Below are 26,398 nucleotides of genomic sequence, written 5' to 3'. Positions count from 1 at the left end.
GGATCTCCCTCCGCCCGGGCCCCTACTGGTAGCCACGGATCTCCTCGAACGCCCCGTCCAGCGAACCGGGACCCTCCTCCTTCGTCCCGTCGAAGAGCCGGCCGCCGGTCAGTGAGGCGATCGACTCCAGCTCCGAGCGGTCGGAGTCGCCGAACACGATCGGGAACACCGGGGTGACCTGCCGGGCGGCGGGCAGCGCCCGGTAGAACGCCGCGAACTCCGCCGCCGACCGGCCCGCCGTGTTCTCGCCGTCCGTCATCAGCACGACGGAGGTGAACGCGGATTCGGTGTCCGGGCCGAGGTGGTCGTAGGCCGCGGCGAGCGACGAGTAGATCGCGGTGTCCCCCTCGGCCGTCAGCGCCGCGGCGTCCGCCCGGATCGCCGCGGGGCCCGCCTTCGGGTCCGCCGGGTCGACAATGTGCGTGCGGACCTGTTTGACGGTGGACCCGAACGGCAGCAGCGTGACCTGTTCACGCTCACGGAAGTCGCCGGTCAGCCCGTTCAGCGCGGACTTCAGCCGCTCCAGCCGCCCGCCCTTCATCGACCCGGAGGTGTCCAGCACGTACACGGTCCGCGACGGCCGCCGCAGCCGGTGCTCGTACGAGGACAGCAGCCCGTCCGCGACCGACCGCGTACCGGGGAAGGGCAGTTCGCGGCGCTGCTCGGGGGAGAGCGGATCGGCGGGGCGCGCGCCGGCGACGACCGGCCGGCGCAGGGTCCGCCCGGTGATGTCCCGCTGCACGGCGGTGGACCGGAAGTGCTCGGCCAGGGTGCGCACGGCGTCCCGGGCGTCGGGCGTGGCCCCGGTGAGGGCGCTCAGCGGGTAGTCGGCGGTCACCACCCCGTCGCGGGGGCGGATCACCGTCAGCCCGGCGCCGGTGTCCCGGTTCAGGGACAGCAGCACCGACTCGTAGTTGATCAGCGCGTCCACCGTGGAGCGCCGGGCGTACGCCGAGGCCAGCCAGCCGGAGGAGCCGGAGGTCAGCCGCTGCCCGGCGAAGAACTCCTTCAGCTTCGGCCCGGCCTCGCGGACATCGGCGTCGGTGAGCGCAGCCTGTGCGCCGGAGAGCCCGGACGCCACCGAGATCAGCGCGGCGAAACCGGAGTTGGAGCGGCTCGGGTCGGTCATCCCGTACGTCAGGTCCCCGGCCGCGACCGCCCGGTGGACCTGCGCCCAGCTGACCGCCCCGGCACCCCAGCCGAGCCGCCGTACGGTCTCGGGCCGCACCCCGAGGGCGACCGGAGAGGCCATCAGCGGGGTCTCGGAGGCGATCCGGCGGGCGGCCTCCGGGTCGAGCCGCAGATAGTCGTTGGACGACAGCCACACCGCGTCGAACGCCCCGTTCCGCCTTCCCGGACGCCAGGCGCTCCACGGCGTCCAGCGTGCCCGCCCAGGTGGGCCGCACGGTGATCCCGGTCACCTCGCGGGCCTTCTCCAACAGGGGTTCCATGTCGCTGAGTTCGCTGGAGGCCAGCACCCGGACGGTCCCCGTGCGGGGCCGCCCGTCGTCGCCGCCCCGGCCGGTGTCCCGCCCGCCGTCCCGGTCCGTCGTGCAGGCGGCGAGCGGGGCGATCAGGGCCGCGGCCAGCAGCGGGAGGAACGCGCGCCGGGCCAGGGGGCCCTTCCTCGGGCGGCTGTTCATGAGCGGCCCCCCTCCAGTTCCGGATCCGCCGCGCGGTTGCGTTCCAACCGGGCCCCGGCCTCCTGGAGTTCGGCGGTGAGCGACTCCACGGTGGCCGCCATGGCCCCGGTCGCCCGCGCCTTGTACGTGTCGATGGCGTCGAGCGTCGCGTAGATCTGCCCGAACGCGGTGCGCAGGGTCTCGACGCCGACCGCGGGGTCGGCCGCGATGCGCTGGATCTCCCCGCTCTGCGTGGCGAGCATCTCCGCGTTGCCCCGGATGAGGTCCTCGGTGGTCGAGCGCAGCACCTGCACCTGCTCGGTGACCCGGCGCTGGTTCTCCAGCGCCGAGGAGAGCATCACCGCGATCCGCAGCGCGGCCACGGTGGTGGTGGCCGCCCGGTCGACGCCCTTGATCAGCTCGTCGTTGTTGCGCCGTACGACGTCCATCGCCAGGTACCCCTGGGCGCAGACCGCGATCTGGGTCAGCAGGTCCTGGTGCTTCTGCCGCACGGGAAAGAGGACGTCGGCCCGCAGCGCGTCCGCCCGCACCGGGTCGCCCGCCGCCTCGGCCTCCGCGACGCGCCGTTCCACCACGCCGTCGAGGGCCTCGGTGAGCACCGCGTACTCCTGGAGCTTGCCCATGTACTCCCAGAGGCGGGTGCGCTCGGTGTGCAACGCGGCGTTGTCGCGGCGCAGTTCGTCCTGGCCGCCGCGGAGCGAGCCGACGATCCGGTCGAGAGTGCCCTTGGCGGAGGCGTACTTCGCGACGTGGTCGCGCAGCCGGCGCCCGCCCGGCAGCCGGGACAGCAGCCGGCGGGCCCCGCGCCCCGGGGTGTCGCGCGGATCGAGGTCCTCCACCGTGCGGCGCAGCTCGACCAGCGAGGACCCCACCCGGGCCGGGGCGTCGCCCTCGCCGGAAGCGAGCGCCCGGACGGTGCGGTCCAGCATCCGGTTGGACTGCTGGGCGGCGCCGCGGATGTCGCCCTGCCCGAGCGCGGCGATCTCGCCGACCCGGGCGCCGAATTCGGGGGAGCGGGCGTCGAGCCCGGCGAGCCCCTCGACGTACTCCTCGGCGCGCCGGACCAGGTCGGCGCGCACGGACTCCGCGACCGGGACGAGCCCGGCGGCCTGCTCGGCGCGGATGGGGGTGACGGGTGCGGGCGGGGTGAGCACGAGCGGGGTGGTCGGTGGGTCGTACGGCTGTCGAGGGTCCTGAGGCCCGGCGTTCGGGGGCCCGGCGTTCTGAGGCATGGTGGAGGTCTCCTGTGCTGCGGGTGCGATTCCGGGGAACAGGGCGTGCCGCGGGGCCGGGCGTCGTCAGCCGCGGGCCCGCCGTGCCATCGAGCGCAGCACCTCCGCGGTGGGCACGGGCGCCTGGCGTACGCCGGTCAGCCGCTGGTCGATGTAGGCGGTGTGGTCCGCGGTCGCGGTGATGAACTCGGCCGCCGCGCCCTGGGGCCGGAAGCCGTGCCGTACCGCCAGCTTCCGCAGCCCGGGGTCGGTGGAGAGCAGCTCGCCGAGCTCGCGGCCGTGCTCCGTCAGCGGTACGAGGGTGTGGTCGCTGGACACGGTGGTGTCCGGGTAGAGGATGACGAGGTCGCCGATCTCCTGCCGCTGACTGCTCATCAGGAGGGAGGCCACCTGCGACTCGTAGACCAGCACGAGGGGGTTGCCCACTCCGCTGATGAAGTCGCGGAACGGCGCGTCGCTGCTCGTCTGCTGCGCACCCTGCACCTGGACGAGCTTGCGCATGAGGGGAGCGGTGCGCTCCACGGCCTTCGCGTCCGTGGCGACCCGGCCGCCGTCGGCGACATAGGAGGCGGCGGCGAGGTAGAGGGCGCCGGAGTTGGAGGTGACGGGGTCGGTGCTCGTGATGAACACCGTGCCGCTCAACTCGGCGTGCCCGGAGGCCCCTTTGAGCTGCTGCCAGGTCCGGTCGTCCTCGGCCGCCGCGAGGTAGGGGCCCATGAGCAGTGTCCCCTGCGTGGTGAACTTCGACCCGTCGGCGGCCCGCAGCCGGGCCAGCCCGTTGTCCGCGAGGACCTCGGCAGCGTTGCGGTGGGCCACCACGACGAGCGGCGAGTAGAACGGTCGCAGCGGTCCGCCCTGGGCATCGGCTCCCCGACGCAGCTCATCGGCCGGGGCCTTGGAGCCGGGGAAGGCGAAGTCGTGGCCCTTCAGGGGCAGTCGGTCCATCGCCCAGGATCCGGAGGTCTCCGTTCGCACGGTGAACCCCTTGGCCGCGAGCGCCTTCACGGTGTCGGGGTCGGCGAAGAACTCGGCCTTCTCCGACCCGATCACCCCGCGCACGGTCTTCGCGGCGGTGCCGCTGTTCCCGCTGTCGCGGCCCAGGGCGACGGCCGCTGCCACACCGGCGATCAGCACGACCGCCAGGACGATTCCCACGATGCGTCTCACCTGCGCAGCGTGCTCGCGGAAACCCACATTCCGGGCCGAGTTGGGTGGACGGAAGATGAAGGGGTCATCCCAGAACGCAACGGCCCCGTCGCGGCAGGGCGGTGGCACCCGGTCCGCGCGCCTCGACGGCACGCGGACCGGGGCCGTCAGGGGGCGCCGACCAGCTGCCCGGAGAGGGCGGGGTCGGCGAGGGCCGCCGTGTGGGCGTCCATCCGTATCGCGGAGAGGATGGCGACGGTCGTGTCGGCGCGGGACGCAGCCACCAGCAGGGCGCGGCCCGCGAGGGCGTGGGCGCGGCGGTGGAGGACCGCGGGGGCGGCGTCGGTCAGGCCGGCGTGCCGGGCGGGCGGGGCGCCGCGCAGCCGGGCCACCTGCTCGGCGATCCGGTCGCCCGCCGTGGTGAGGCCCAGCTCGTCGGTGACCGCGAGGAGGGCGGCCAGGTGCCCGGCGAGCTGGATGTCCAGCTCCTCCTCGCGACTGCGGTGCGGAAAGTCCGCTCCGTCGGCCGGGGTGTGGACCGAGGGGCTGCGGATCGGCTCGTACATGGATGGCCTCCCGATGGTGCGTGGAACCATCCTACATTGGAATGAGTCTAAAGTTGTGCTTGATCCGGAAGGAGGGTGTTCCTGGAGGCCGGGACGCCCCCTCAAGGCTGGCCGTAACCGTCCAGGAAGGTACCGATCCGGGTCACCGCGTCGGTCAGGTCCTCGACCGTCGGCAGGGTGACGATCCGGAAGTGATCGGGCTCGGGCCAGTTGAAGCCGGTGCCCTGCACGACCATGATCTTCTCGGCCCGCAGCAGGTCCAGCACCATCTGCCGGTCGTCCTTGATCCTGTAGACCTTGGGGTCGAGCCGGGGGAAGAGATACAGCGCCCCCTTCGGCTTCACACAGGTCACCCCGGGGATCGAGGTCAGCAGGTCGTACGCCACATCCCGCTGCTCCAGGATCCGGCCGCCCGGCAGCACCAGGTCCTGGATCGACTGCCGCCCGCCGAGCGCGGTGGCCACCGCGTGCTGCGAGGGCATGTTGGCGCAGAGCCGCATGTTGGCGAGGATCGTCAGCCCCTCGATGTACGAGGTGGCGTGCGCCTTCGGTCCGCAGACGGCCATCCAGCCGGAGCGGTAGCCGGCCACCCGGTAGTTCTTGGAGAGCCCGTTGAAGGTCAGCACCAGGAGATCCGGGGCCAGCGCCGCCGTCGGGGTGTGGGTCGCGCCGTCGTAGAGGATCCGGTCGTAGATCTCGTCGGAGCAGACGATCAGGTTGTGCCGCCGGGCGATCTCGGTGAGACCGCGCAGCATCTCGTCGTCGTACACCGCACCGGTCGGATTGTTCGGGTTGATGATCACCAGGGCCTTGGTGCGGTCGGTGATCTTCCGCTCGATGTCCGCGAGGTCCGGCATCCAGTCGGCCTGCTCGTCGCACCGGTAGTGCACGGCCGTCCCGCCCGCCAGCGAGACCGACGCGGTCCACAGCGGATAGTCGGGAGCCGGTACGAGCACCTCGTCGCCGTCGTCCAGCAGCGCCTGCATCGACATCTGGATCAGCTCGGAGACGCCGTTGCCCAGGTAGATGTCCTCGACGTCGAGGTCGATGCCCTTGGTCTGGTAGTGCTGCATCACCGCGCGGCGCGCGGACAGCAGGCCCTTCGCGTCGCCGTAACCGTGCGCGCCCGCGACGTTGCGCAGGATGTCCTCGAGAATCTCCGGCGGGCACTCGAACCCGAACGCGGCTGGGTTGCCCGTGTTCAGCTTGAGGATGCGCTGACCGGCCGCTTCCAGCCGCATCGCCTCCTCCAGCACGGGACCCCGGATCTCGTAACAGACGTTGGAGAGCTTCGTGGACTGGATGACCTGCATGTCCGCGAGCTTACGGCGGCGTTTCGCGAGGTGCGCGGGGATTGCTCCCGGCGTACTCCCTCCGGGGCGCCTCCCCGCCCCGCCCCGTCTTCCATCGCCATGCCCGCCGCCGCCCCGGGCCGTGGGATCGCCCGGTCGGGGCGGCGTCGCGGCTTGGAAACGGGGCGTGGGCGGCCGGAACGGGTGAGATGCGCCACGCGGGGGACCGTACCGGAGCCCAGTGCCGAGCCCGGCCGGGCCAGCGCACCCGTTCCGGCGCCTCACTCCGGCCGTCACCGCTGTCACCCCAGCCGTCACCGCGGCCGACGTGTACCGACGCGCCCGTTCCGGCCGCCGGGGGGCGTCACTCCGGCAGCCGGACGCCCTCCGGGAGGCGGATGCCGAAGTCGTCCGCCAGGACACGCAGCGCCTCGTCGCCGTCCTTCAGCCGCCGCTCCTGGATCGTGCCGTCGTCGGCCGTCTCCACCAGGTCGAGCCCCGACAGTGCGAGGTGGGAGCCGATCCGGGTGCGCTGCGCGTACACCGCCTGCCGGAACGGTGAGCGCGGGTGCGTCGCGATGAACCAGTTGATCACCTCGTAGTCAGGCTTCTCGTACGGGTCCAGGGTGAAGTCGTACTGCGGCTCCCACGACCTGCCCCGGCCGGCCTGGAGCTCCCACAGCGGCAACGGACCGTGGTGCGGTGCGTGGACCAGTCGGTGGCGGCGCGGCACGTCGGACAGCTCGGCGCCCTCCACCAGCTCGATCGGCTCCAGCAGGGCGCCGGCCGCCCCGAACCCGACGTCCGCCAGATACGGGTGCGGCTCGCCCGTCACGTCCACCCGCATCAGCATGTGCGTACGGGGCCGGATGTCGCCCGGCGCGGCGCCCAGCACCACTCGGGCCGTCAGCGGCGTCACGGAGAAGCCGATCTGCCTCAGCGCGGCGGAGAAGAGGGTGTTGTGCTCGTAGCAGTAGCCGCCGCGCCCGCCGTGCACGAGCTTCGCCTCCAGGTCGTCGAGTGCCAGCGACGGGGCGGAGCCGAGGACGGCCTCCAGGTTCTCGAACGGGATGCCGATCAGGTGGGCGCGGTGCAGGGACCGCAAAACCTCCAGCGTGGGGCGGGGCTTTCCGGTCCAGCCGATGCGGGCGAAGTACGCGTCGAGGTCGAGAGTCATACGCCGACCGTACGCATCCGGGGCGCGGGCGCGCCTCCGACCGTGGACCTAAGTGCGCGAACGGACGGCCTCGGTCCCGGGACCGAGACCCCGGTCCGCGCAGGTGGCGGGAGGTGCGGCTCGCTCAGATCCTGCTCAACTCGGGTGAGAGCCGGGCCGGGCCGGGTAGCGGTGGTCATATGAGCATGTTCCGGAAGCCCCAGCCCCTCGCCGTACACGTCCTCCGAGACGCCCCCGATGTCGTCGCCGGGCTCCGGCGTGCGCTGGAGGCCGCCACGGACTCCGAGCGCCCCGGCCTGGAGCGCGCCCTCGTCCTGGCCGAGGACGCCGCCGCGCGCCCGGACGAGGAGCTGCGCGGCCGGTGGGTGCGACAGCGGCTCACCGCCGCCGGACACGACGGCCCGGCGGACTCGGTGGAGGCCATCAAGGTCCTGCGCCGGGCCGAACCCGGTCTGACGCTGCTCCAAGCGGTGACGTACGCCAAGGAGGCGGAGGCGGCGGAGACGGCGGAGGCGGCGGAAGCCTGAGGCGGGCTGGGCGGAAGCGGCATGGTTGTCGGACGTGCCGCTTAGGCTGGTCGAAGGTGCCGGGGGGCGACAAGTACCCACTGTGAAGTGGGTGGTTACCTCGCGGCCGACGACCAAGCAGGGGAGGGCGGACGATGCGGATCGTACGGAGGCCGGGGGCTTTCGTCTGCGGGATCGACGCGGCGATGGACGTGATCGGCGGCAAGTGGAAGGTGCTCATCCTGTGGGCGTTGAACGAGCGGACCTGCCGCTTCGGTGAGCTGCGCCGGGCCGTGACCGGGGTGACCGAGAAGGTGCTCAGCTCCCATCTCAGGGAGCTGGAGGACGACGGCATCGTGCACCGCGAGGTGTATGCCGAAGTGCCGCCGCGCGTGGAGTATTCGCTCACCCCGCTGGGCCTCTCGCTGAACGCCGCGCTGGAGCCGCTGGGGCAGTGGGGGCGCGACCACATCTGTCGCGGTGCGGAGGAGACCGGAGTCGATGCGGGAATCGGTGTCGCGGTCGATGCCGGAGTCGGCGCCGGGGCCTGTTGCGGGGCCGCTCCCGAGGGTGTGGTGGGGCTGAGATAGCGACCGCCGCGGTCGCGGCCGGAACCGGCCCCTTGTGCTGGGACCCCTTGTGATGGCCTGACATCTGCGCCAACATGCGCATGTCAAAAGCCGGAAGATCTCCGGCCCTTGGCATCACTGGAGGGGACCCCCCACATGAACAAGCCTCTCGTCGGTGCGTTTCTTGCTGCCCTGCTCCTGGGAGCGGGTGCCGCGCCCGTCGCCGCAGCCGCACCCGCGCCGCAGACACAGGAAGCCGCGCCCAAGGCCGACCCCGCCGCGAAGGCCGTGACCTTCGCCGGGACCGTCGCGCTCAGCAACTGCTCGGGCTCCGTCGTCCGTAGCCCCGACGCCGCCCCCACCGACCCCGCCCTCGTGCTCTCCAACGGGCACTGCATGGAGTCCGGCTTCCCGGGCCCCGGCGAGGTCGTGGTCGACCAGCCGTCCTCCCGGACGTTCACCCTGCTCAACGCCTCGGGCAGTGGTGTCGGCACCCTGAAGGCGAGCAAGATCGCGTACGGCACCATGACCGACACCGATCTCTCGCTCTACGAACTCACCAGCACCTACCAGCAGATCGAGGACAGCTACGGCATCCGGGCGCTGGAGCTGGAGACCGCCCACCCGACGGCGGGCACCGCCATCACGGTCGCCTCCGGCTACTGGAAGCGCACCTACAGCTGCGACATCGACGGCTTCGTCCACCAGCTCAAGGAGGGCCGGTGGACCTGGAAGGACTCGGTCCGCTACACCCCGGAGTGCCAGACCATCGGGGGTACGTCCGGCTCGCCGGTGATCGACGACGCCACCGGCAAGGTGGTCGCCGTCAACAACACCGGTAACGAGAGCGGCCAGGAGTGCACGGACAACAACCCGTGCGAGGTCGACGAGAACGGCGAGGTGACCGTCCGCGAGGGCATCAACTACGCCCAGCAGACGTACAACATGGTCCCGTGCATCGGGGCCGGCAGCACGATCGACCTCACTCGTGAGGGCTGCGCGCTGCCCAAGCCGTAACCGGAGCAACGGCAGTGGCCAACGGTGATTCCGGCGCGCGCCGCCTCGATCCCGTCCAGCAGCACCCCGAGCCCCACCCGGAACGCCTCCCGGGCCTCCCGCTCCGGATACGGCATGGCCTCCGCGCCCTCTCCCGTGCCCGGGTACGGCTCCACCGGCCCGTCCGCCTCCAGCCGGCTCACGGCGGGGAAGCGCTCCGCGAAGTCGGGGACCAGCTCCATCAGGGCCGCCGAGCGCGCCGCCCACCACTCCTCGTCGGAACTCCCGGTCGCCGCCGCGGCCAGCCGTGCGTCGGCCACCACCTGCGCCGACCCCCGTAGATACGGGTACAGGGTCCCGACCAGCCGCCGAAGCGACCCCGCCTCAAGACCGGTCGCCCGCAACAGGCCGACCAGCGTGTCCAGGCCCGCGTACTCGTGCGGCCCCAGTACCGGACGCGCCTGAGAGACCTGGAGCACCCAGGGGTGCCGGACGTAGAACTCCAGGATCTCCCCGGCCCAGGCGGTGAGCGCCGCCCGCCAGTCGGCCGGCTCCGGCCGGGCGGCGGGGAGTTCGGCGTGGACGGCGTCGTACATCAGGTCCAGCAGCTCGCTCTTGCCGGGGACGTAGGTGTAGAGCGCCATCGCCGTGCGCCCGAGCCGGTCGCCGACCGCGCGCATCGACAGGGCCCCCATCCCCTCCTCGTCCGCGAGCGCCACGGCGGCCGTCACGATCGCGTCGACGCTCAACCGGGGCTTGGGGCCCGGGCCGCCGCGCGTGGGGGGCGGGGTGTCCGCGCGCCACAGGAGGGAGAGGGAACGGCGCGGGTCGCCCTGCCCGGCGAAGACCACCACTTGCGACTCCTTACGGCGTAAACTAACGTCCGGCGGGTAATCCATTACGCCGTAAGGTATCAGCGTGGGAGAGAGGTCGGGCACGATGAGCCAGGCACTGCCGGTCACCTGTGTGCGGGTCACGGACGTCGATCGGATCACCCCCGGGACGGCCAGGATCGGCTTCACCGCCGAAGAACTGCCCGGCCTGCTGGAGGACCGCCCCGACCAGCAGCTGAAGCTCTGCCTGCCGCGCGCCGGGCAGACCGTGCCGCGGCTGCCGGAGCAGGGCGCGGACGACCCGTACGGCATGCGCTGGTACGAGGCGTTCCTCGCGATTCCGGAGGCGGAGCGGCCCTGGATGCGCAGTTTCACCGTCCGCTCCTACGACCGCGAACGCAACGTGATGACCGTGGACTTCGTGCTCCACGGCGACGGCGGCCCCGCCTCCCGCTGGGGTGCGGCGGCCCGGGCCGGTGACGTCCTCGGCATGGTCGGCCCGTCCTCCCTCTACGCCCGCCCGCTGCCCGCCGCCCGGCGGATGCTCCTCGCCGGGGACGAGACGGCGCTCCCGGCGATCGCCACGGTGCTGGAGGCGCTGCCCGCCGGAACCGGGGCCGTGGTCTTCGCCGAGGTGGCGGGCGCGGGGGAGGAGCGGGAGCTGCCGTCCGCCGCCGGTGGGTCCGAGGTCCGGTGGGTGCACCGGGACCGGGGCGGCTCCCTGGTGGCGGCGGTGCGGAAGGCGGGACCGGGGCTCGACGGGGTGGACGCGGCCTGGGTGGCGGGCGAGTCCTCCGCCGTCCGGGCGCTCCGCCGCCATCTGGTGGAGGAGCGCCGACTGCCCAAGGCCGCCGTCGAGTTCAGCGGCTACTGGCGCCGCGCGCTCACCCAGGACGACGCCCCCACCGAGGAGGACCTCGCCTGGGCGGCGGAACGCGCGGCGGACGCTTCGTAGACTTCGCGAAGAGCCCTCAGACGGCCCCCGCCCCGGACCCCGCTCCCCGGACCGCCCGGCCCGCCAGCACCGAGGTCCGCCTGCCGTCCTCGATGACGAACCGGCCGTCGATCAGCACATGCGGGACGCCGACCGGGAGCACGCGCGGCTCCTCGAACGTGGAGCCCGCCGCCACCGTCTCCGGGTCGAACAGCACCAGGTCCGCCCGGTAGCCCTCGCGCACCAGGCCCCGGTCCGCGAGCCGCAGCCGGGCGGCCGGGCGCGAGGTCAGATGGGCGACGCACTCCTCCAGCGAGAGGATGCCCAACTCCCGGACGTACCGGCCGAGATACTGCGGGAACGTGCCGTACGCCCGGGGGTGCGGCTTGTCGCCCTGGAGGATGCCGTCGCTGCCTCCGGTGTGCACCGGGTGCCGCATGATCTGCTGGACGTTCTCCTCATGGCCCACGTGCTGGAGGATCGTCGTCCCGAGCCGGTCCTCGGTGAGCAGCCGCTCTGCGGTCACCCAGGGCTCCTCGCCCCGCAGCGCCGCCGACTCCGCCACCGTGCGCCCCACGTACTCGGCCAGGTGCGGTGCGCCGACGCCGGAGATCTCGATGGTGTCCCACTCGATCGGCACGCCGTGGCAGCCGTCCGAGCCCAGCACCTCCAGGTGGTGCCGGATCCGCTCCGCGCTCTCCGCGTCCGCGAGCCGGGCGAGGATCGCGTCCGGCCCGCCCTCGCTCACCCAACTCGGCAGCATGGCCACCAGGGTGGTGCAGCCCGGGGTGTACGGGTAGGTGTCGAGCGAGATGTCGGCCCCGGCGGCGAGCGCCCCGTCGAGCAGGGCGAGGAGATCCGGCGCCCTGCCCTTGTTCACACCGAAGTTCATCGTGGCGTGGGCGAGATGCAGGGCGCACCCGGCGGTCCGGGTGAGCTGCACCATCTCCTCGTACGCCTCCAACGCGCCGGCCCCGTAACTGCGGTGGTGCGGGCAGTAGTAGCCGCCGTGGCGGGCCACCACCCGGCACAGCTCGGTGAGTTCGGCGTCGTCCGCGTACATCCCGGGCGTGTAGGTGAGGCCCGAGGACATGCCGACCGCGCCTTCCCGCATGCCCTGGTCCACCAGCTCCTTCATCCGGGCCAGTTCGGCGTCGGTGGCGGGCCGGTCGTCCCAGCCCACCGCGTACATCCGGACCGTGCCCTGCGGGATGAGGTAGGCGGCGTTGACCGCGATGCCCTGGCCGCCGAAGTTCCGGTCGAGGCGGTCCAGATAGCCGCCGACGGTCCGCCAGTCGAAGTCGATGTCGCTCCCGTCGCCGTTCCAGCCGGTGATGGAGCGCCGGACCTCGGCGAGGGTGCGGTCGTCGGCCGGGGCGTACGACAGCCCGTCCTGGCCCAGCACCTCCAGGGTGACGCCCTGTGCGGCCTTCGCGCTGTGGTCGGGGTCGCGCAGCAGCGCCAGGTCGCTGTGGGCGTGCATGTCGATGAAGCCGGGGGCGAGCGCGAGGCCGTCCGCGTCCACGGTCCGGGTGGCGGAGGGGCGGGGGCCGGGGGATCCCTCGGGGTGGATCTCGGCTATGTGGCCGCCGTCGAGGGCCACATCGGCGCGGTAGGAGGGGGCGCCGGTGCCGTCGACGACGAGCGCGTCACGCAGGACCAGGTCCATGGGTCGCCTTTCCGATCGGGGAGGGGGCAGGGATGTCTCGGGCCCGCGGCTCTAGAAGAACGTGCGGATGTAGTCGGTGACCGTGCCGTCCGCCGTGACCAGCGGGATCAGCTGCCACTTGTCGAAACTGGTGCAGGGGTGCGAGAGACCCATGCCGACCCAGTCGCCCACCTCCAGCTCCGTGCCCGCCTCCGTGCGCACCCAGGTGTGCTGGTCGGAGAGGCCGGTGACCGTGACCCCGGTGGCGGGCCGGACCGAGCCGTCCCGGCCGGAGCGGACCACCTGCGCCTCGGGCAGATCGAGGTCGTACGCCGCGTCCCGCTTGCCCGCGTTCAGGAACGCCTGCTCGCCGGAGGGGCGGGAGACGACCTGCGCCCAGAGGCGGAAGGCGGGCTCCAGCGCGCCCTCCTCGGGGACGCGGTTGAACGGGGTGAGGTGCTTGTAGTGCCCGTCGTCGTGCGAGACGTACGCCCCCGAGCGCAGCAACTTCAGCACCGGCAGGCTGAGTTCGGGGATCTCCGCGAAGACGTCCGCGACCGCGTCGAACCAGGCGCTGCCGCCCGCGCTGACGACGATCTCCTCGGCGCCGGAGAACCGGCCGGCCGCGTCGAAGTCGGCCGCGAGCCCGACGAGCCGCCGCAGCCACTCCCGTACGCGCTCCGGGTCGGCGTCCGGCACCTCGCCCTCGTACCCGGCGACGCCCACCAGCCGCAGCGAACCGGCCGCCGCCACCGCGTCGGCCACCGCCGCGCAGTCGGCCTCCGTGCGGGCCCCGGTGCGCGCGCCCTCGCCCGCGCCCAGCTCCACGACCACGTCGACCGGGCGGGTGGCGCCCGCCGCGCCGAGGGCCTCGTCCATCAGCTCGACGCCGCGCACGGAGTCGACGTAACAGACGAAGCGGAACTCCGGGTCGGCGCTCATCTCGCCGGCCAGCCAGCGCAGGGCGACGGCGTCGACCAGCTCGTTGGCGAGGAAGATCCGCCCGATCTCGTACGCCCGGTAGACCCGCGCCTGGTGCGGCACGGCGGCCGTGATGCCCCACGCGCCGCGCTTCAGCTGGTCCACGAAGAGCTGCGGGGACATGGACGTCTTGCCGTGCGGGGCGAACGCGAGGCCGTGGCGCTCGGCGTACGTCTCCAGGAGGTCGAGGTTGTGGGCCACCGACTCGGCGGAGAGGGCGAGGACGGGGGTGGTGAACCCGCCGGTGAAGAGGTTGCGCCGCTCGGCGGCCAGCGCCCCGACGGTCAGGCCCTCCGCGTCCGGCGGCAGGGCCTTGAAGCGGTGGTCGACGCGTTCGTCGGCGAGGCCGGACGCCAGGGACGCGGGGGAGGCGCCGGGGGCGGAAGGCGCGGGGGCGGCGGTGTGGCCGGTGGGGCGTTCGGCTGTCAAGGGGAGCTCCTCGAAGTTCGTTGCAACATATGCAACACCCATTGCGTATATCGCTCAACGCTGTCTAACATCCGAGCCGATGCCCGGTCAATGGTGACCACCGGCCCGCACGCCGATCAGCGAGGAGCCCTCCAGTGCCCGGACCCGCAGCAGGGACGGCCGACGCCGCCGCGAGCACCGATGTCGTCTGTCTCGGTGAGTCCATGGTGACGTTCCTGCCCTCGCAGCCCGGCCGCCTCGCCGACGTGCCCTCCTTCGGGCGCGGGATCGGCGGCGCCGAGTCCAACGTGGCCTGCGCGCTCGCCGCCGCCGGGCACCGGGCGGCCTGGGTCGGCCGGGTCGGCGCGGACGGCTTCGGCGACCACCTCGTCGAGACGATCGCGTCGTACGGGGTCGACACCTCGGCCGTCCGCCGGGATCCGGTCCGCCCAACCGGCATCTACTTCCGCACGGCCACGGATCGCGGGACCGACGCCCATGAGGTGGCCTACTACCGGGCCGGGTCCGCCGCCTCCGCGATGTCCCCGGACAACGTGCCGTACGAGGACCTCCTCGCGGGCCGCATCCTGCACCTGTCCGGGATCACGGCCGCGCTGTCCGCCGACTGCCTGGCGCTGCTGCGGGACCTGACGGCCGCGCGGCCGGGGCGCCCGCTGGTGTCGTTCGACGTGAACCACCGGCCGCATCTGTGGCGGGGCGGCGACGCGGACGCGTCCGTGCTGCTGGAGCTGGCCCGCCGCTGCGACCTGGTGTTCGTGGGGGAGGACGAGGCGGAGGAGGCGTGGGGGATCGTCGGCGCCGAGGCGATCCGGGCGGCGCTGCCGGAGCCGGCCGTGGTCGTCGTGAAGCGGGGGAGCGCGGGCGCGACGGTGTTCTCGGGGCCCCGCCCCGGACCCCGCTCCTCAAACGCCGGAGGGGCTGAGAACGCCCCGGCCTCGCGCTCCACGGAGGGCGGAGAGGCTGAAAGCGCCGCCGGAGCCGGATCGTCGGGTGCCGGAGGGGCTGGGTGTGACCCCGACACCGTCACTCTCGTCCCCGCCCTCCGTGTCGACGTCGTGGCCGCCGTCGGAGCGGGAGACGCGTTCGCCGCCGGGTTCCTCTCCGCCACCCTGCGCGGGCTGCCCGTGCGGGACCGGGTCCGGCACGGGCACCTCATGGCCGCCGCCGTCCTCACCGTCCCCGGCGACCTCACCGACCCGCCCGCCCGCGACCACGCCGACCGCCTCGCGGCCCTCGACGACGACGCCTGGGGGAGACTTCGTCTCGGCCCCGGCTGGACCGCAGCCGACCGGGCCCCCGAGGAGGTACGCACACCATGAGCCAGACCGTCGACCGGGCACTGAGCATCCTGCCGCTGCTCGCCCAGGGACCCGCCGACCTCGGCCAGGTCGCCGAGCGGCTCGGCGTCCACAAGTCCACGGCGCTGCGTCTGCTGCGTACGCTCCACGAGCACGGCCTCGTCTACCGCCAGGAGGACCAGCGCTACCGCCTCGGCGCCCGGCTCTTCGCGCTCGCGCAGGAGGCCGTCGAGAACCTCGACGTACGCGAGATCGCCCACTCCCACCTGGTCGCGCTGAACGACCGGTGCGGGCACACCGTCCACCTCGCCGTGTACGAGGAGCAGGAAGTCCTCTACATCGACAAGGTCGAGAGCCGCTACCCGGTCCGGATGTACTCACGGATCGGCAAGCCCGTCGCGATCACCGTCGCGGCCGTGGCCAAGCTGCTGCTGGCCGACCTCACCGAGCCCGAGCGGCGCGTCATCGCCGAGAAGCTCGACTACCCCATGTACACATCCCGTTCGACGCCCAACGCCGCCGCGTTCCTCAAGGAGCTCGCCGTCGTCCGCGAACAGGGATGGGCCACCGACCTCGGTGGCCACGAGGAGTCCATCAACTGCATCGGCGCCCCCATTCGCGGCGCGGACGGGCGGGTCGTCGCGGCCATGTCGGTGTCCGCACCCAATGTGGTCGTCACGGCCGAGGAACTCCTCACCCTGCTCCCGCTGGTCCGGCGCACCGCCGAGACCATCAGCCGGGAGTACTCCGGCACCACCCGACCCAAGAAAGCCTGATCAGCCATGACCGAGAAGACCGCCCTCACCCCCTCCACCCACACCGCGCCGCCCGCGAAGTTCTCGCACGGCGTGAAGAAGGGGAACATCCTCCAGGTCGCCGGCCAGGTCGGCTTCCTCCCCGCCGTGGAGGGCCAGGCCCCGACGCCGGCCGGTCCCACGCTCCGCGAGCAGACCCTCCAGACCTTCGCCAACGTCAAGGCGATCCTGGAGGAGGGCGGCGCGAGCTGGGACGACGTGATGATGATGCGCGTCTACCTCACGGACGTGGACCACTTCGCGGAGATGAACGAGATCTACAACACGTACTTCGCCGAGCAGAACCTCAAGGAGGCCCCCTCGGCCCGCACGACGGTCTACGTCGGTCTGCCCAAGGGTCTACTCATCGAGATCGACGCCCTCGCGGTGCTCAGCTGACCACCCGGGCCCGCTGACCACCTTGGTCAGGTGACCATCCCGGCCCGCTGGCCACCCCCGTCAGTTGACCACCCGGCCGCGCCGCCCCCCTCGGCCCGCCGACCCCCGTCCCCCTGATCGCAGGCCCCCGCTGATCGCTTCACCCCACCCGCAGGACCGCTCCAGCTCGCCGTACGGCACGGCGCCCCGCTCCCCGGGGGCGCCGTGCCGCGCTCCCCCCTGCCCTCCAGCACCACCGGAGTCCCCATGCTGCTCGCCGCCACCCCGCCGCCGGTCGAGGCACCACCGCACACCGGTGGCCTGCTCCTCCTGATCGACGGCACCGCCGGTCTGCTGACCGTCGCCGCCCTCGGCATCGCCCTCCTGCTCTTCCTGATCATCAAGGTCAGACTCCAGCCGTTCGTCGCCCTGCTCGCGGTCTCCATAGCCGTCGGCCTCGGCGCCGGGCTCTCGGTCACCGAACTCTTCGGCACCGTGCAGAAATCCGCCGCCGTCTCGGTCATCGAGTCCGGCATGGGCGGCATCCTCGGCCATGTCGCGATCATCATCGGGCTCGGCACCATGCTCGGCGCGATCCTCGAAGTGTCCGGCGGAGCAGAGGTGTTGAGCACGCGCCTGCTGAACGCCTTCGGCGAGAAGCGCGCCCCGCTCGCCATGGGAATGACGGGCCTCGTCTTCGGCATCCCGGTCTTCTTCGACGTCGGCATCTTCGTCCTCGCACCGATCGTGTACGCCGCCGCCAAGCGCTCCGGAAAATCGATCCTGCTCTACGCGATGCCGCTGCTGGCGGGCCTGTCGATGACCCATGCGTTCCTGCCGCCGCACCCGGGTCCGGTGGCCGCCGCCGGACTCTTCAACGTCTCGCTCGGCTGGGTCATCCTGATGGGCGTCGTCGTCGGCATCCCGTCGGTCATCGCCGCCTGGGCGTACGCCGCCTGGATCGGCAAGCGGATCTTCGTCGACGTCCCGCAGGACATGGTGGAGGCCGCCGAGGAGGCCAAGGCCGCCGTCGCCGCCGAACAGCGCGCCGCCGGGGTCACCCCGCACGAGAAGCCGGTCCCGCTCGGTACGGTCCTCGCGATCATCGGCACCCCGCTGATCCTGATCCTCGCCGCGACGTTCTCCTCCATCGCCCTGGACCCCTCCACGCTCCGCTCGGTCGTCGAGTTCTTCGGCAACCCGTTCGTCGCCCTGACGATCGCCCTGTTCCTCGCGTACTACCTGCTGGGCATCCGGCGCGGCTGGTCCCGCAAGTCCCTGGAATCGGTCTCCACGTCCTCGCTCAAGCCCGTCGGCAACATCCTGCTGGTGGTCGGCGCGGGCGGCATCTTCGGCGCGGTCCTCAAGGGCAGCGGCATCGCGGACGCGCTGGCCGACACCTTCAACGACGTCGGCCTGCCGGTCATCCTGCTCGCCTGGCTGATCTCGGTCGTCCTGCGCGTCGCCCAGGGCTCGGCCACCGTCGCGATCGTCACGACGGCCGGCATCGTGGTCCCGCTGGTCGAGGGCCAGGACCTGTCCCAGGCCCACCTCGCGCTGATCATCATGGCGATCTCGGCGGGCTCGATCTTCGCCTCGCACGTGAACGACGGCGGCTTCTGGATGGTGTCGAAGTACTTCGGCATCAGCGAGCGCGACACCCTGAAGTCCTGGACCGTCCTGGAGACGGTGCTCTCGGTCGCGGGCTTCGTCGTCGCGGCGCTGCTCAGCCTGGTCATCTGAAAGCTGTCCCGGACAGCCCTCAGCGAACCGGCACACATGGGGACGTCCCCCGTCCCCGTGTGTGCCGGTTCCGTGCGCACCCCTTGTGCTGTCCCGCCGATTGCGCTTCCTTGATCGGCATGGCGGAGACAAACGCAACCACAGGGACAGGGGAGCCGGCCTCCCGACCACGTAAGTCCAGCTGGAAGTACATCGGCCCCGGCATCGTCGTCGCGGCGACCGGGGTCGGGGCCGGCGACCTGGTCGCGACGCTCATCGCGGGCAGCAAGTTCGGATACACCCTGATGTGGGCGGCGGTGATCGGCTGCGTCGTCAAGATCTCGCTCGCCGAGGCGGCCGGCCGCTGGCATCTGGCGACCGGCCGGACGCTCTTCGACGGCTGGCGCAGCCTGGGGCCCTGGACCACGGTGTACTTCGCGGTCTACGTCGTGCTCTGGGGCTTCCTCTACGGGGCGACGGCGATGTCCTCCAGCGCCCTGCCCATCGTGGCGCTGTTCCCCGACGGTCCCGGACTGAAGTTCTGGGCGATCGTCACCGGGCTGATCGGGCTGGCCTTCGTCTGGTTCAACCGGTACGCCGTCTTCGAGAAGGTCATGACGGTCCTGATCGGCATCATGTTCGTGGTGGTCGTGTACGTGGCCGCCCGCGTCGTGCCGGACGTCGGGGCCTCGTTCGCCGGGCTGCTGCCCGTGCTCCCGGACGGCTCGCTCCTCTACACCCTCGGGCTGATCGGCGGCGTCGGCGGCACGATCACCATGGCCGCGTACGGGTACTGGGTCAACGCCAAGGGCTGGAGCAACTCCTCCTGGATGAAGGTGATGCGGCTCGACAACCGGGTCGCCTACATCACCACCGGGGTCTTCGTCGTGGCGATGCTCATCGTCGGCGCCGAGCTGCTGCACGCCTCCCAGACCGCCCTCACCTCCGGCGACCGGGGTCTGATCGATCTGGGCAAGGTGCTGGAGGACCGCTTCGGCGCGGGCACCGCCAAGCTCTTCCTGGTGGGCTTCTTCGCCACGTCGTTCTCGTCGCTGATCGGCGTCTGGCACGGGGTCAGCCTGATGTTCGCCGACTTCGTGGAGCGGTTCCGGGCTCCGGCGGCCGGTGCGGCGAAGACCGAGGAGCACGAGGGGCCGGACGTCGCCGAGCGCCGGCAGCGGTCGCTGCCGTTCCGCGCGTACCTCCTGTGGCTGACCTTCCCGCCGATGACCCTGCTCTGGCTGGACCAGCCCTTCGGCCTGGTCATCGCCTACGGGGTGCTCGGCGCGTTCTTCATGCCGTTCCTCGCCCTGACCCTGATCTGGCTGCTCAACTCCTCCCGTACGCCCGCGGAGTGGCGCAACGGATGGGTCAGCAACGGGATGCTCGCCCTGTCCGGGATGCTGTTCGTCGTGCTGTGCGTCCAGCAGGTGCGCGAACTGCCCTGGTGACCCGGTGACCCGGTGCCCTGGTGACCGGGTGCCCTGGTGACCGGGTGCCGTGGTGACCGGGTGGTCGCCGACGTAACGCCGCAGCGCCGCCGGGGGAGCGGCGGCGCTGTGGGTTCCGAGTGGTGCGGTGTCGTTACGGCAGGCTGCGGACGTGCGGCCCGACCGCCTTCGACCAGGCGAACCCGGCCGTCGCGTCCCAGTTCGTCGACCAGGTCATCGCACCGCGCAGCGACGGGTAGGTCCTGGACGGCTTGAACGAGCCGCAGTTGGTGCCCTTGGCGAGGCAGTCCAGCGCCGCGTTCACGATCGACGGGGCGACGTAGCCGCTGCCCGCGCCGCGAGTGGAGGCGGGGACGCCGATGCCGACCTGGGACGGGTCGAGGCCGCCCTCCAGCTGGATGCAGGCGAGTGCGGTGAGGAAGTCCACCGAGCCCTGCGAGTAGACCTTGCCGTCACAGCCGAGCATCGAACCGCTGTTGTAGTACTGCATGTTGACGACGGTCAGGATGTCCTTGACGTTGAGCGCCGTCTTGAAGTACTCGCCCGACGTCGACTGCATGTCGATGGTCTGCGGAGCCATCGTGAGGACCAGCCCGGGGCCCGCCTTGGCCGACAGCTGGCGCAGCGCCTTCGTCATGTAGGTGGCGTTGAGGCCGTTCTCCAGGTCGATGTCGACCCCGTTGAAGCCGTAGTCCTGCATCAGCGCGTACACCGAGTTGGCGAACGCGGTGGCGGAGGCGTCGCTGTCGACGCGGACCGTGCCCAGCTCGCCGCCGATCGAGATGATGACGTTCTTGCCGGCCGCCTGCTTGGCCTTGATGTCCGAACGGAACTGGGCGTCGGTGTAGCCGTTCAGCCCGGCGGTGTCCAGGTTGAAGGTGACCGCGCCCTGGGTCGCCGTGGCGTCCGCGAAGGAGACCGCGATGATGTCGTAGTCGGCCGGGACGTCGCTGAGCTTCTGGACGGCCGCGCCGTTGTTGAAGTTCTGCCAGTAGCCGGTCACCGCGTGCTTGGGCACGGTGGTCACCGGGCCGGTGCCGTTCTTGGCTGTACGGGCGCTGACGACGGCCGACTTGACCGACTCACCGGCCGCGTTGGTGGCGCTCACCGAGAACTGGTAGGCGGTGTCCGCGGTGAGGCCCGAGACGGTCGCCGAGGTTCCGGTGGAGGTGGTGGCCTGCACACCGTCCCGGTACACCTTGTAGCCCGTGGCGCCGGAGACCGCGTTCCAGGACAGGGCGACGGAGGACGTGGTCGTGGCACCTGCCGCGAGGCCCCCGGGAGCCGCCGGGATGACCGGGCCGGGCTCCTCGCCGCCACCGCCGTCGGGGCCGGTCACCTCGAAGTCGTCGGCGAGGTAGGCGGCCTGCCCGTACCAGCCGTGGGTGTAGACGGTGACCGAGGTGGTGTTCGCACCGGTCTTGAAGCTCGTGGACAGCTTGGTCCAGGTGGCGGAGCCCGGCGTCCAGGTGGAGACGTCGGTGGTTCCGGTGCCGCTCACACCGAGGTAGGCGTAGCCGCCCTGCACCCAGGAGCTGAGCGCGTACGTCGAGTTGGGCTTCACCTTGACGGCCTGCGAACACTTGGCGTTGTCCTGGCCGGCCGGGGTGGCCTTCAGCGCCGACGTACCGCTGCGCACGGGGGAGGAGACGACGGTGCCGCTGTTCCCGGCGCAGGTCCAGTTGGCTAGGCCCGACTCGAAGCCCGCGTTCTTGGCGTTGTTGACGTCGGCGGCCTGGGCGGTGCTGACGAGTCCGGTGACGGTCAGGGCCGCGGCCGCGATGACGGCCATGGTGCCGCCGAGGACGGGACGGGAGCGACGACGCCTTCTGCGACTGCTGCCTGCGGAGCGTTCCACTGGTTCCTCCGTGGGGAGTTGGTGGCCTGGCGGGGGTCGTGCAGGAGTGCCGGACGGACGACGGGCGGCCGGGGCTGCACGGGGTGGGCCGGGCGGAGCGGGGATGTCGTACGGCGGTTGTACGGGGGGTGGCAAGGCGGTGGTACCGGGGTGCTGAACCGGGGACGTTGAACACGGGGTGTCCGGCCGGGGGCGGTGGCCACCGCTTGGCGCATAAAACTGGTCCAGACCAATCAAGTTGTCAAGACCTCTGGCGGTAAAACGCCTTCAGCGAACGTGAGTACGAGGTCGTGCCGCGGGGTCGGCGGCAGGGGGCCCGAGGCTCCGGGGAGGGCGCCGGACCGGGGTTTTTCCCGCCGGGAACCGCCCCGCGCCCGCACATCGCCCCCCGCACGGGTGATCTTGTGGGCGATCTTGCGACGGTCACGGAAACGCCCTTACGAAAAGGAGGCCGGAACCTCGGAATCCAGTCTGACGTGCGCGAATGGATACGTGATCGAAAGCCGGACGCAGGCTTCGGTAACGCTCCGCAAGGACAGTTGAGTTGGGCGGAATCGATTTCGTCCCGTTTAGCACCCGGGCTCCGTAGAAACGGTGTTCGCATGATGCCGTACTGGTCTCCGATAACTGTTCTCTGCCTGGTGAGACGTGGCTAAAGTGCTGGGTCAGGAGCACGGAGCAGGAGCGATTGCGGCCGACGTCCCCACGTCGACCGGAGCCGAAACGGGGAAGAGCGTGCCGACCGCAATAGCAGTGACGAGCGCAGACCTGGTGCTGCCGCCCACCGACCAGCAGACGCCGACCGCCGCTCTGCTCCAGGCCCCCGAGGCCCAGGCGCTGGAGCTGGCGATCGGCGACATGCACCTGCTGCTGGAACAGCACGGGTACGTGATCGCCCTCTATCCCTCGGGCATCCGGCCCGAGCACGAACGTCGCCTCCACTCCATCCGCTCGGTGCTGGAGAGCGACCGGATCGCCCTGGTCAAGGTGGACCTCCCGCCCCTCGGCCTCGCCGTACTGGTGCGCCAGCTCCGTCAGTTGTCCATCTGCGACTTCAGCCCCGGGGTGGTCGCCTCCGCCGCCCGGCTGCTCTCGCACTACATCTACGCGGGTGCACTCCTCAACTCCGTCGCCCGGCTCGACCGGGTCCCGGTCAGCCTCAAGAGCCACGCCAAGTCCTGGGTACCCGGCTCCCAGTTCGCCGTGCTCGCCGGACCCGAGTCACAGCTGGTGAAGGTGGGCCCGACCGTCGAACCGCCGACGGGACCGGACTTTGGTACGCATCTTCTGGTCGCCAAAGGGAATCTGCAGTCGGACTGGGTACAGGAGACCCTCGCGCCCGCCTGGAAGGTCCAGGCCATTCACGACGCCACGGTCCCGTCCGACTCACCGCGCTGGTGGGGCACGGGAAAGCTGGTGGAGTTCGCCGCCCATCTCCCGGACCTCTCCGTGCTCTACCAGTTGGTCTCCTCCGTACGCCGGGAAAAGTGCCACTGGTGCGCCATGGAACTCATCGGCGACCGCTGCGCATTCTGTTCCGCTCCTCTCGCGGTTTCGGAGAACCGCGCGCTCCCCACCGGTGTCCTCCACCACGGGGCCGGCGAATCACCGGGCCCCTAGCGAGAACTCCCCTCCCCCCAGGACCCGCTCCTCCCGGTTCCTGCCCGCACTCCCCGTACTGGCTGGACTCCCCGCACTCCCCGCACTCCCCGCACGAGACCCTCCCCGCTCCGGTCGGCCCGCAGATGTAAGCGCGTAACCGCTCCACTTCGACCGCTCCACCGCTGCACCACAGATGTATGCGCGTAACCGCTGCACCGCACCGCACCGCTCTCTCTGTCCGCAGTCCGTCCCACGCATCCGATTCGAACGAGGTTGTCCGGACCATGAACTCCCGCCAGCGCCGCGGCGTGATACTCCTGCTCCTGTCGGTCCTGTGTGCCTTCGCGGCCTTCGCCGGCGTGCTCTCGGTGATCAGCGACGTCAACTCGAAGGTCGGACCCGAGGTGACGGCGTACCAGCTGAAGACCAACGTGGCTCCTTACACGGCCTTGAACAGCGGCCAGTTCGAGAAGATCAAGATGCCCAAACGCTGGCTCTCGGAGAACGCCGTGACCGACCTGCGAGAGGTCGAGTCGAAGATCGCGGTCACCGAGCTCCGCGAAGGCTCCCTGCTCCAGTCGGACATGATGGTCCGCAAGCCCGAACTCCGTGCCGGTGAGCAGGAGATCGCCATCATGATCGATGCCTCCACCGGTGTCGCGGGCAAGATCACACCGGGCGCGACGGTCAACATCTACGCCACGTTCGCCGGTGAGCAGCAGGGCGCCGCGGCCCAGTCCAAGGTCATCGTCGCCAACGCCAAGGTGCTGGACGTCGGCGAGCTGACCGCCCTGGACCCCAGCGCGGACGACCGGGGGACCCGGGCGACCGAGGCCGTGCCGATCACCTTCGCCCTGAACACGCTGGACACCCAGCGCGTCGCCTACGCCGAGTCCTTCGCGGAGCACGTGCGTCTCGCGCTCGTCGCCCCGGGCAGCGACGGCACCATCCGCCCGGGGGACCGCACCTACACGCTCGACAAGGACAAGTGAGGATGGGATGACCACCAGAATCCTCCCCGCCGTCGGTGACCTCGACGCGGCCCGCTCCGTCACCACCCTGCTCAGCCAGCTGCCCGACGCCGAGCCCGCGACCCCGGTCGGCGACTCCACCCAGCTCATCGACACCCTGGCCCGCCTCGCGGGCGAGGCGATCGACGAGCTGCCCGAGGTGGTGCTGGTCCACGAGCGGATCGGCCCGGTGCCGGCCCTGGAGCTGATCCGGGAGGTGTCGATGAGGTTCCCGTCCGTCGGCGTCGTCATGATCACCGCGGACGCCAGCCCGAGCCTCTTCGCCGACGCGATGGACTCCGGGGCGCGCGGCCTGGTCACCCTGCCGCTGAGCTACGAGGAACTGGCCAACCGCGTCCAGGCGGCCGCCCAGTGGTCCTCCGGCGTACGCCGCCACCTCACCTCCGCGAACGACGTCTTCACCGGCCCCGGCGGCACGGTGGTCACGGTCACCGGCGCGAAGGGCGGCGTCGGCGCGACCGTCACCGCCATCCAGCTCGCCCTGGCCGCTCAGGCGTCCGGCAACACGGTGGCGCTGGTGGACATGGATCTCCAGACCGGGGACATCGCCTCGTTCCTCGACGTCCAGTTCCGCCGCTCCCTGGTCGACCTCGCCCTGATCACCGACATCTCGCCCCGGGTGCTGTCGGACGCGGTGTTCTCCCACTCCACCGGCCTCGCCCTGCTCCTCGCCCCCGGCGAGGGCGAACGCGGCGAGGAGGTCAGCGACCGCTCGGCCCGCCAGATCGTCAGCGCGCTCCGCACCCGCTACGAGATCGTCGTCATCGACTGCGGCGGCCAGATGAACGGGGCCAACGCCGCGGCCATCGAGATGGCGGACGTGGCTTTGCTGGTCACGACCCCGGACGTGATCGCGGTGCGCGGCGCGAAACGCATCGTACGGATGTGGGAACGGCTCCAGATCCGCAAGGCCGAGGAGACGATCACCCTCGTCAACCGCTTCACCCGCAACACGGAGATCCAGCCGCCGCTGATCCAGAAGATCACCGGCACCCGGGTCGCCTCGGCGGCGATCCCCGCGAACTTCAAGGAACTCCAGGGGTCCATCGACTCCGGACGCCTGCACGAACTGGACGCCAAGAGCACGGTCAAGCAGGCGCTCTGGGGCCTGGCCGGAGAGCTCGGCATCGTCAAGGAGAGCGCGACGGCGAAGAAGAGCGGCAGCGCCCTGGTCAAGCGGCACAGCGGCGCTCCGAAGAACGACCGGGGCTCGATCGGACGCCCGCGCCGTCGGCGCGACGGCTCCGGCCGTGGCCTCGGAGACTCCGAGGGGACACGTTGAGCGATGACCACCACAAGGACGGCACGAAGCGGCATACGGGGGCGGATCACCGCCCTACGTGACCGCCGGTACGGGAACGGGTCGGGGGCCGGGAGCGGGAACGGAAACGACGCCGGCAACGGAAACGACGCCGGCAACGGCACCGGGTCCGGGAACCGGCAGCGGGACCGGGACCGGGACCGCGGACAGACCGCGATCGAGTTCCTGGGCATGACCCCCTTCATCATCCTGATCATGCTCGTGCTCTGGGAGTGCGCCCTGATCGGCTACACCTTCAGCCTCGCGGGCAACGCGGCCGACGTGGGCGCGCGCAAGGGCAGCGGGGCGGAGTACGGGGCGAGGGCGGCGTGCCGGGAAGGCGCCATGAAGGACCTCCCCGACGCCTGGGCGGACGAGGCGTCGGTGCGGTGCGGCGGCGGCAGCGGCCTGTACGAGGCCACGGTGAAGCTGAAGGTCCCGGTGCTGGTGCCGGGCCTGTTCGACCTCGACACCGAGATCACCGGAAAGGCCGGATCCCCGAGGGAGGATCAGCGATGACGACGCATCCGTACAGCGGGCGCACCCGTTTCGCACGCGCGAGGGGCGACCGGGGCCAGGTCGCCATGGAGTACCTCGGCTTCCTCCCCCTGCTGCTCCTCGTCGCGATGGGGGCCATCCAGCTGGGCCTGGCCGCGTACGCCGCCAACCAGGCGGGCACCGCCGCGCGCGCCGGAGCCCGTACGGAAGCCAGCGTGGACGCCCGGGGCAGCGGCCGGTCCAACGCCCGCGACGCCGTGAGCGACTGGGTGGAGGAGGGCGGATTCCGCTACCGCAAGAGCGGCGGCCAGGACATCACGGTCACGGTCCGGGTCAAGGTGCCCTCCGTCGTGCCGGGACTGGACGACTGGTGGGCCGAGCGGAGCACGACCATGCCCAACGAGAAGTCCCGGATCGGTTTCTGACCCCCCACCCCCACCCGCGCCCCCACCCCCGGCCCTGACCCGGGCCGGAACGGACCTTGCCGGACCAGCACCGTCCGCGAACACCGAGG

At 71.6% G+C, this 26,398-nt stretch carries 23 protein-coding genes and 1 pseudogene; 14 read left to right on the top strand and 10 right to left on the bottom strand.

Annotated features, from left to right (window positions below; translation table 11 throughout):
* Positions 1 to 22 precede the first annotated feature (22 nt).
* The 6 genes and pseudogenes from ACIQRW_RS03205 to ACIQRW_RS03180 all read right to left on the bottom strand — a co-directional run bounded on the left by ACIQRW_RS03205 (position 23) and on the right by ACIQRW_RS03180 (position 7,056).
* Positions 23 to 1,643: pseudogene (locus ACIQRW_RS03205) on the bottom strand (substrate-binding domain-containing protein).
* On the bottom strand, positions 1,640 to 2,875 hold the full coding sequence (locus ACIQRW_RS03200; RefSeq protein ID WP_403753655.1) for a toxic anion resistance protein: 1,236 nt from the start codon (positions 2,873 to 2,875) through the stop codon (positions 1,640 to 1,642). The pseudogene ACIQRW_RS03205 and the gene ACIQRW_RS03200 overlap by 4 nt, the downstream one beginning before the upstream one ends.
* A gap of 66 nt (positions 2,876 to 2,941) precedes the next feature.
* On the bottom strand, positions 2,942 to 4,030 hold the full coding sequence (locus ACIQRW_RS03195; RefSeq protein ID WP_403754397.1) for a hypothetical protein: 1,089 nt from the start codon (positions 4,028 to 4,030) through the stop codon (positions 2,942 to 2,944).
* A gap of 158 nt (positions 4,031 to 4,188) precedes the next feature.
* The gene (locus ACIQRW_RS03190) at positions 4,189 to 4,587 is read right to left on the bottom strand and encodes a hypothetical protein (protein ID WP_403753652.1); all 399 of its coding nucleotides are present in this window, start codon (positions 4,585 to 4,587) and stop codon (positions 4,189 to 4,191) included.
* Between the two features lie 101 nt (positions 4,588 to 4,688).
* On the bottom strand, positions 4,689 to 5,900 hold the full coding sequence (locus ACIQRW_RS03185) for a pyridoxal phosphate-dependent aminotransferase (RefSeq protein ID WP_403753649.1): 1,212 nt from the start codon (positions 5,898 to 5,900) through the stop codon (positions 4,689 to 4,691).
* Positions 5,901 to 6,243: 343 nt separating this feature from the next.
* The gene (locus ACIQRW_RS03180) at positions 6,244 to 7,056 is read right to left on the bottom strand and encodes an arylamine N-acetyltransferase (RefSeq protein WP_403753646.1); all 813 of its coding nucleotides are present in this window, start codon (positions 7,054 to 7,056) and stop codon (positions 6,244 to 6,246) included.
* A gap of 179 nt (positions 7,057 to 7,235) precedes the next feature.
* On the opposite strand from ACIQRW_RS03180, the gene ACIQRW_RS03175 reads away from it, so the two are divergent.
* From ACIQRW_RS03175 to ACIQRW_RS03165, 3 genes are all read left to right on the top strand, one after another.
* Entirely contained in the window at positions 7,236 to 7,583 is a 348-nt protein-coding gene (locus ACIQRW_RS03175) for a hypothetical protein (RefSeq protein WP_403754394.1), read from the top strand.
* A gap of 134 nt (positions 7,584 to 7,717) precedes the next feature.
* Positions 7,718 to 8,152, top strand: coding sequence for a winged helix-turn-helix transcriptional regulator (locus ACIQRW_RS03170; RefSeq protein WP_403753643.1), 435 nt, complete (start codon positions 7,718 to 7,720; stop codon positions 8,150 to 8,152).
* Positions 8,153 to 8,287: 135 nt separating this feature from the next.
* Positions 8,288 to 9,148, top strand: coding sequence for a serine protease (locus ACIQRW_RS03165; protein WP_403753640.1), 861 nt, complete (start codon positions 8,288 to 8,290; stop codon positions 9,146 to 9,148).
* On the opposite strand, the gene ACIQRW_RS03160 is transcribed toward ACIQRW_RS03165, so the two are convergent.
* The gene (locus tag ACIQRW_RS03160; protein WP_403753638.1) at positions 9,055 to 9,981 is read right to left on the bottom strand and encodes a TetR/AcrR family transcriptional regulator; all 927 of its coding nucleotides are present in this window, start codon (positions 9,979 to 9,981) and stop codon (positions 9,055 to 9,057) included. The two genes, ACIQRW_RS03165 and ACIQRW_RS03160, sit on opposite strands and share 94 nt — an antisense overlap.
* Before the next feature lie 85 nt (positions 9,982 to 10,066).
* On the opposite strand from ACIQRW_RS03160, the gene ACIQRW_RS03155 reads away from it, so the two are divergent.
* Positions 10,067 to 10,915: a siderophore-interacting protein gene (locus ACIQRW_RS03155; protein ID WP_403753636.1), complete on the top strand. Its 849-nt coding sequence runs from the start codon at positions 10,067 to 10,069 to the stop codon at positions 10,913 to 10,915.
* 16 nt (positions 10,916 to 10,931) lie between these two features.
* Here ACIQRW_RS03155 and ACIQRW_RS03150 read toward each other — a convergent pair whose 3' ends face one another.
* Complete coding sequence (locus ACIQRW_RS03150; RefSeq protein ID WP_403753633.1) at positions 10,932 to 12,563, bottom strand: amidohydrolase family protein; 1,632 nt, start codon at positions 12,561 to 12,563, stop codon at positions 10,932 to 10,934.
* 51 nt (positions 12,564 to 12,614) lie between these two features.
* Complete coding sequence (locus tag ACIQRW_RS03145; RefSeq protein WP_403753630.1) at positions 12,615 to 13,952, bottom strand: alanine racemase; 1,338 nt, start codon at positions 13,950 to 13,952, stop codon at positions 12,615 to 12,617.
* Between the two features lie 134 nt (positions 13,953 to 14,086).
* Here ACIQRW_RS03145 and ACIQRW_RS03140 point away from each other — a divergent pair, with 134 nt between their 5' ends.
* The 5 genes from ACIQRW_RS03140 to ACIQRW_RS03120 all read left to right on the top strand — a co-directional run bounded on the left by ACIQRW_RS03140 (position 14,087) and on the right by ACIQRW_RS03120 (position 19,595).
* Positions 14,087 to 15,271 carry a sugar kinase gene (locus ACIQRW_RS03140; RefSeq protein ID WP_403753627.1) on the top strand — a complete coding sequence of 395 codons (1,185 nt, stop codon included), beginning with the start codon at positions 14,087 to 14,089 and terminating at the stop codon, positions 15,269 to 15,271.
* A complete protein-coding gene (locus ACIQRW_RS03135; protein WP_007460289.1) occupies positions 15,268 to 16,026 on the top strand; it encodes an IclR family transcriptional regulator in 759 nt (252 codons plus the stop codon). Before ACIQRW_RS03140 ends, ACIQRW_RS03135 begins: the two co-directional genes overlap by 4 nt.
* A gap of 6 nt (positions 16,027 to 16,032) precedes the next feature.
* A complete protein-coding gene (locus tag ACIQRW_RS03130; RefSeq protein ID WP_018490109.1) occupies positions 16,033 to 16,443 on the top strand; it encodes a RidA family protein in 411 nt (136 codons plus the stop codon).
* Between the two features lie 246 nt (positions 16,444 to 16,689).
* Positions 16,690 to 18,165 (top strand): GntP family permease, encoded by a 1,476-nt coding sequence (locus ACIQRW_RS03125; protein WP_403754391.1) that lies wholly within the window; start codon positions 16,690 to 16,692, stop codon positions 18,163 to 18,165.
* Positions 18,166 to 18,284: 119 nt separating this feature from the next.
* Positions 18,285 to 19,595, top strand: a complete 1,311-nt coding sequence (locus ACIQRW_RS03120; RefSeq protein WP_403753624.1) for an Nramp family divalent metal transporter — start codon at positions 18,285 to 18,287, stop codon at positions 19,593 to 19,595.
* Between the two features lie 133 nt (positions 19,596 to 19,728).
* Here the strand turns inward: ACIQRW_RS03120 and ACIQRW_RS03115 are convergent, their stop codons facing one another.
* Positions 19,729 to 21,453 (bottom strand): chitinase, encoded by a 1,725-nt coding sequence (locus tag ACIQRW_RS03115; RefSeq protein WP_403753621.1) that lies wholly within the window; start codon positions 21,451 to 21,453, stop codon positions 19,729 to 19,731.
* 753 nt (positions 21,454 to 22,206) lie between these two features.
* Here ACIQRW_RS03115 and ACIQRW_RS03110 point away from each other — a divergent pair.
* The 5 genes from ACIQRW_RS03110 to ACIQRW_RS03090 all read left to right on the top strand — a co-directional run bounded on the left by ACIQRW_RS03110 (position 22,207) and on the right by ACIQRW_RS03090 (position 26,309).
* Entirely contained in the window at positions 22,207 to 23,073 is an 867-nt protein-coding gene (locus ACIQRW_RS03110) for a hypothetical protein (protein WP_403753618.1), read from the top strand.
* Positions 23,074 to 23,339: 266 nt separating this feature from the next.
* Positions 23,340 to 24,047 carry a Flp pilus assembly protein CpaB gene (gene cpaB / locus ACIQRW_RS03105; RefSeq protein ID WP_403753615.1) on the top strand — a complete coding sequence of 236 codons (708 nt, stop codon included), beginning with the start codon at positions 23,340 to 23,342 and terminating at the stop codon, positions 24,045 to 24,047.
* 7 nt (positions 24,048 to 24,054) lie between these two features.
* Positions 24,055 to 25,368, top strand: a complete 1,314-nt coding sequence (locus ACIQRW_RS03100) for a CpaE family protein (protein WP_403753612.1) — start codon at positions 24,055 to 24,057, stop codon at positions 25,366 to 25,368.
* Positions 25,369 to 25,371: 3 nt separating this feature from the next.
* Positions 25,372 to 25,905 carry a TadE family protein gene (locus ACIQRW_RS03095; RefSeq protein ID WP_403753609.1) on the top strand — a complete coding sequence of 178 codons (534 nt, stop codon included), beginning with the start codon at positions 25,372 to 25,374 and terminating at the stop codon, positions 25,903 to 25,905.
* Positions 25,902 to 26,309 (top strand): TadE/TadG family type IV pilus assembly protein, encoded by a 408-nt coding sequence (locus ACIQRW_RS03090; RefSeq protein ID WP_403753606.1) that lies wholly within the window; start codon positions 25,902 to 25,904, stop codon positions 26,307 to 26,309. Before ACIQRW_RS03095 ends, ACIQRW_RS03090 begins: the two co-directional genes overlap by 4 nt.
* Positions 26,310 to 26,398 lie beyond the last annotated feature (89 nt).

Origin of the sequence: Streptomyces sp. NPDC091287 (genome assembly GCF_044768525.1) — a bacterium.
GTDB lineage: Bacteria > Actinomycetota > Actinomycetes > Streptomycetales > Streptomycetaceae > Streptomyces.
Note: the sequence above shows the minus strand (reverse complement) of the source record. Positions and strands in the feature narration are given on the sequence as shown.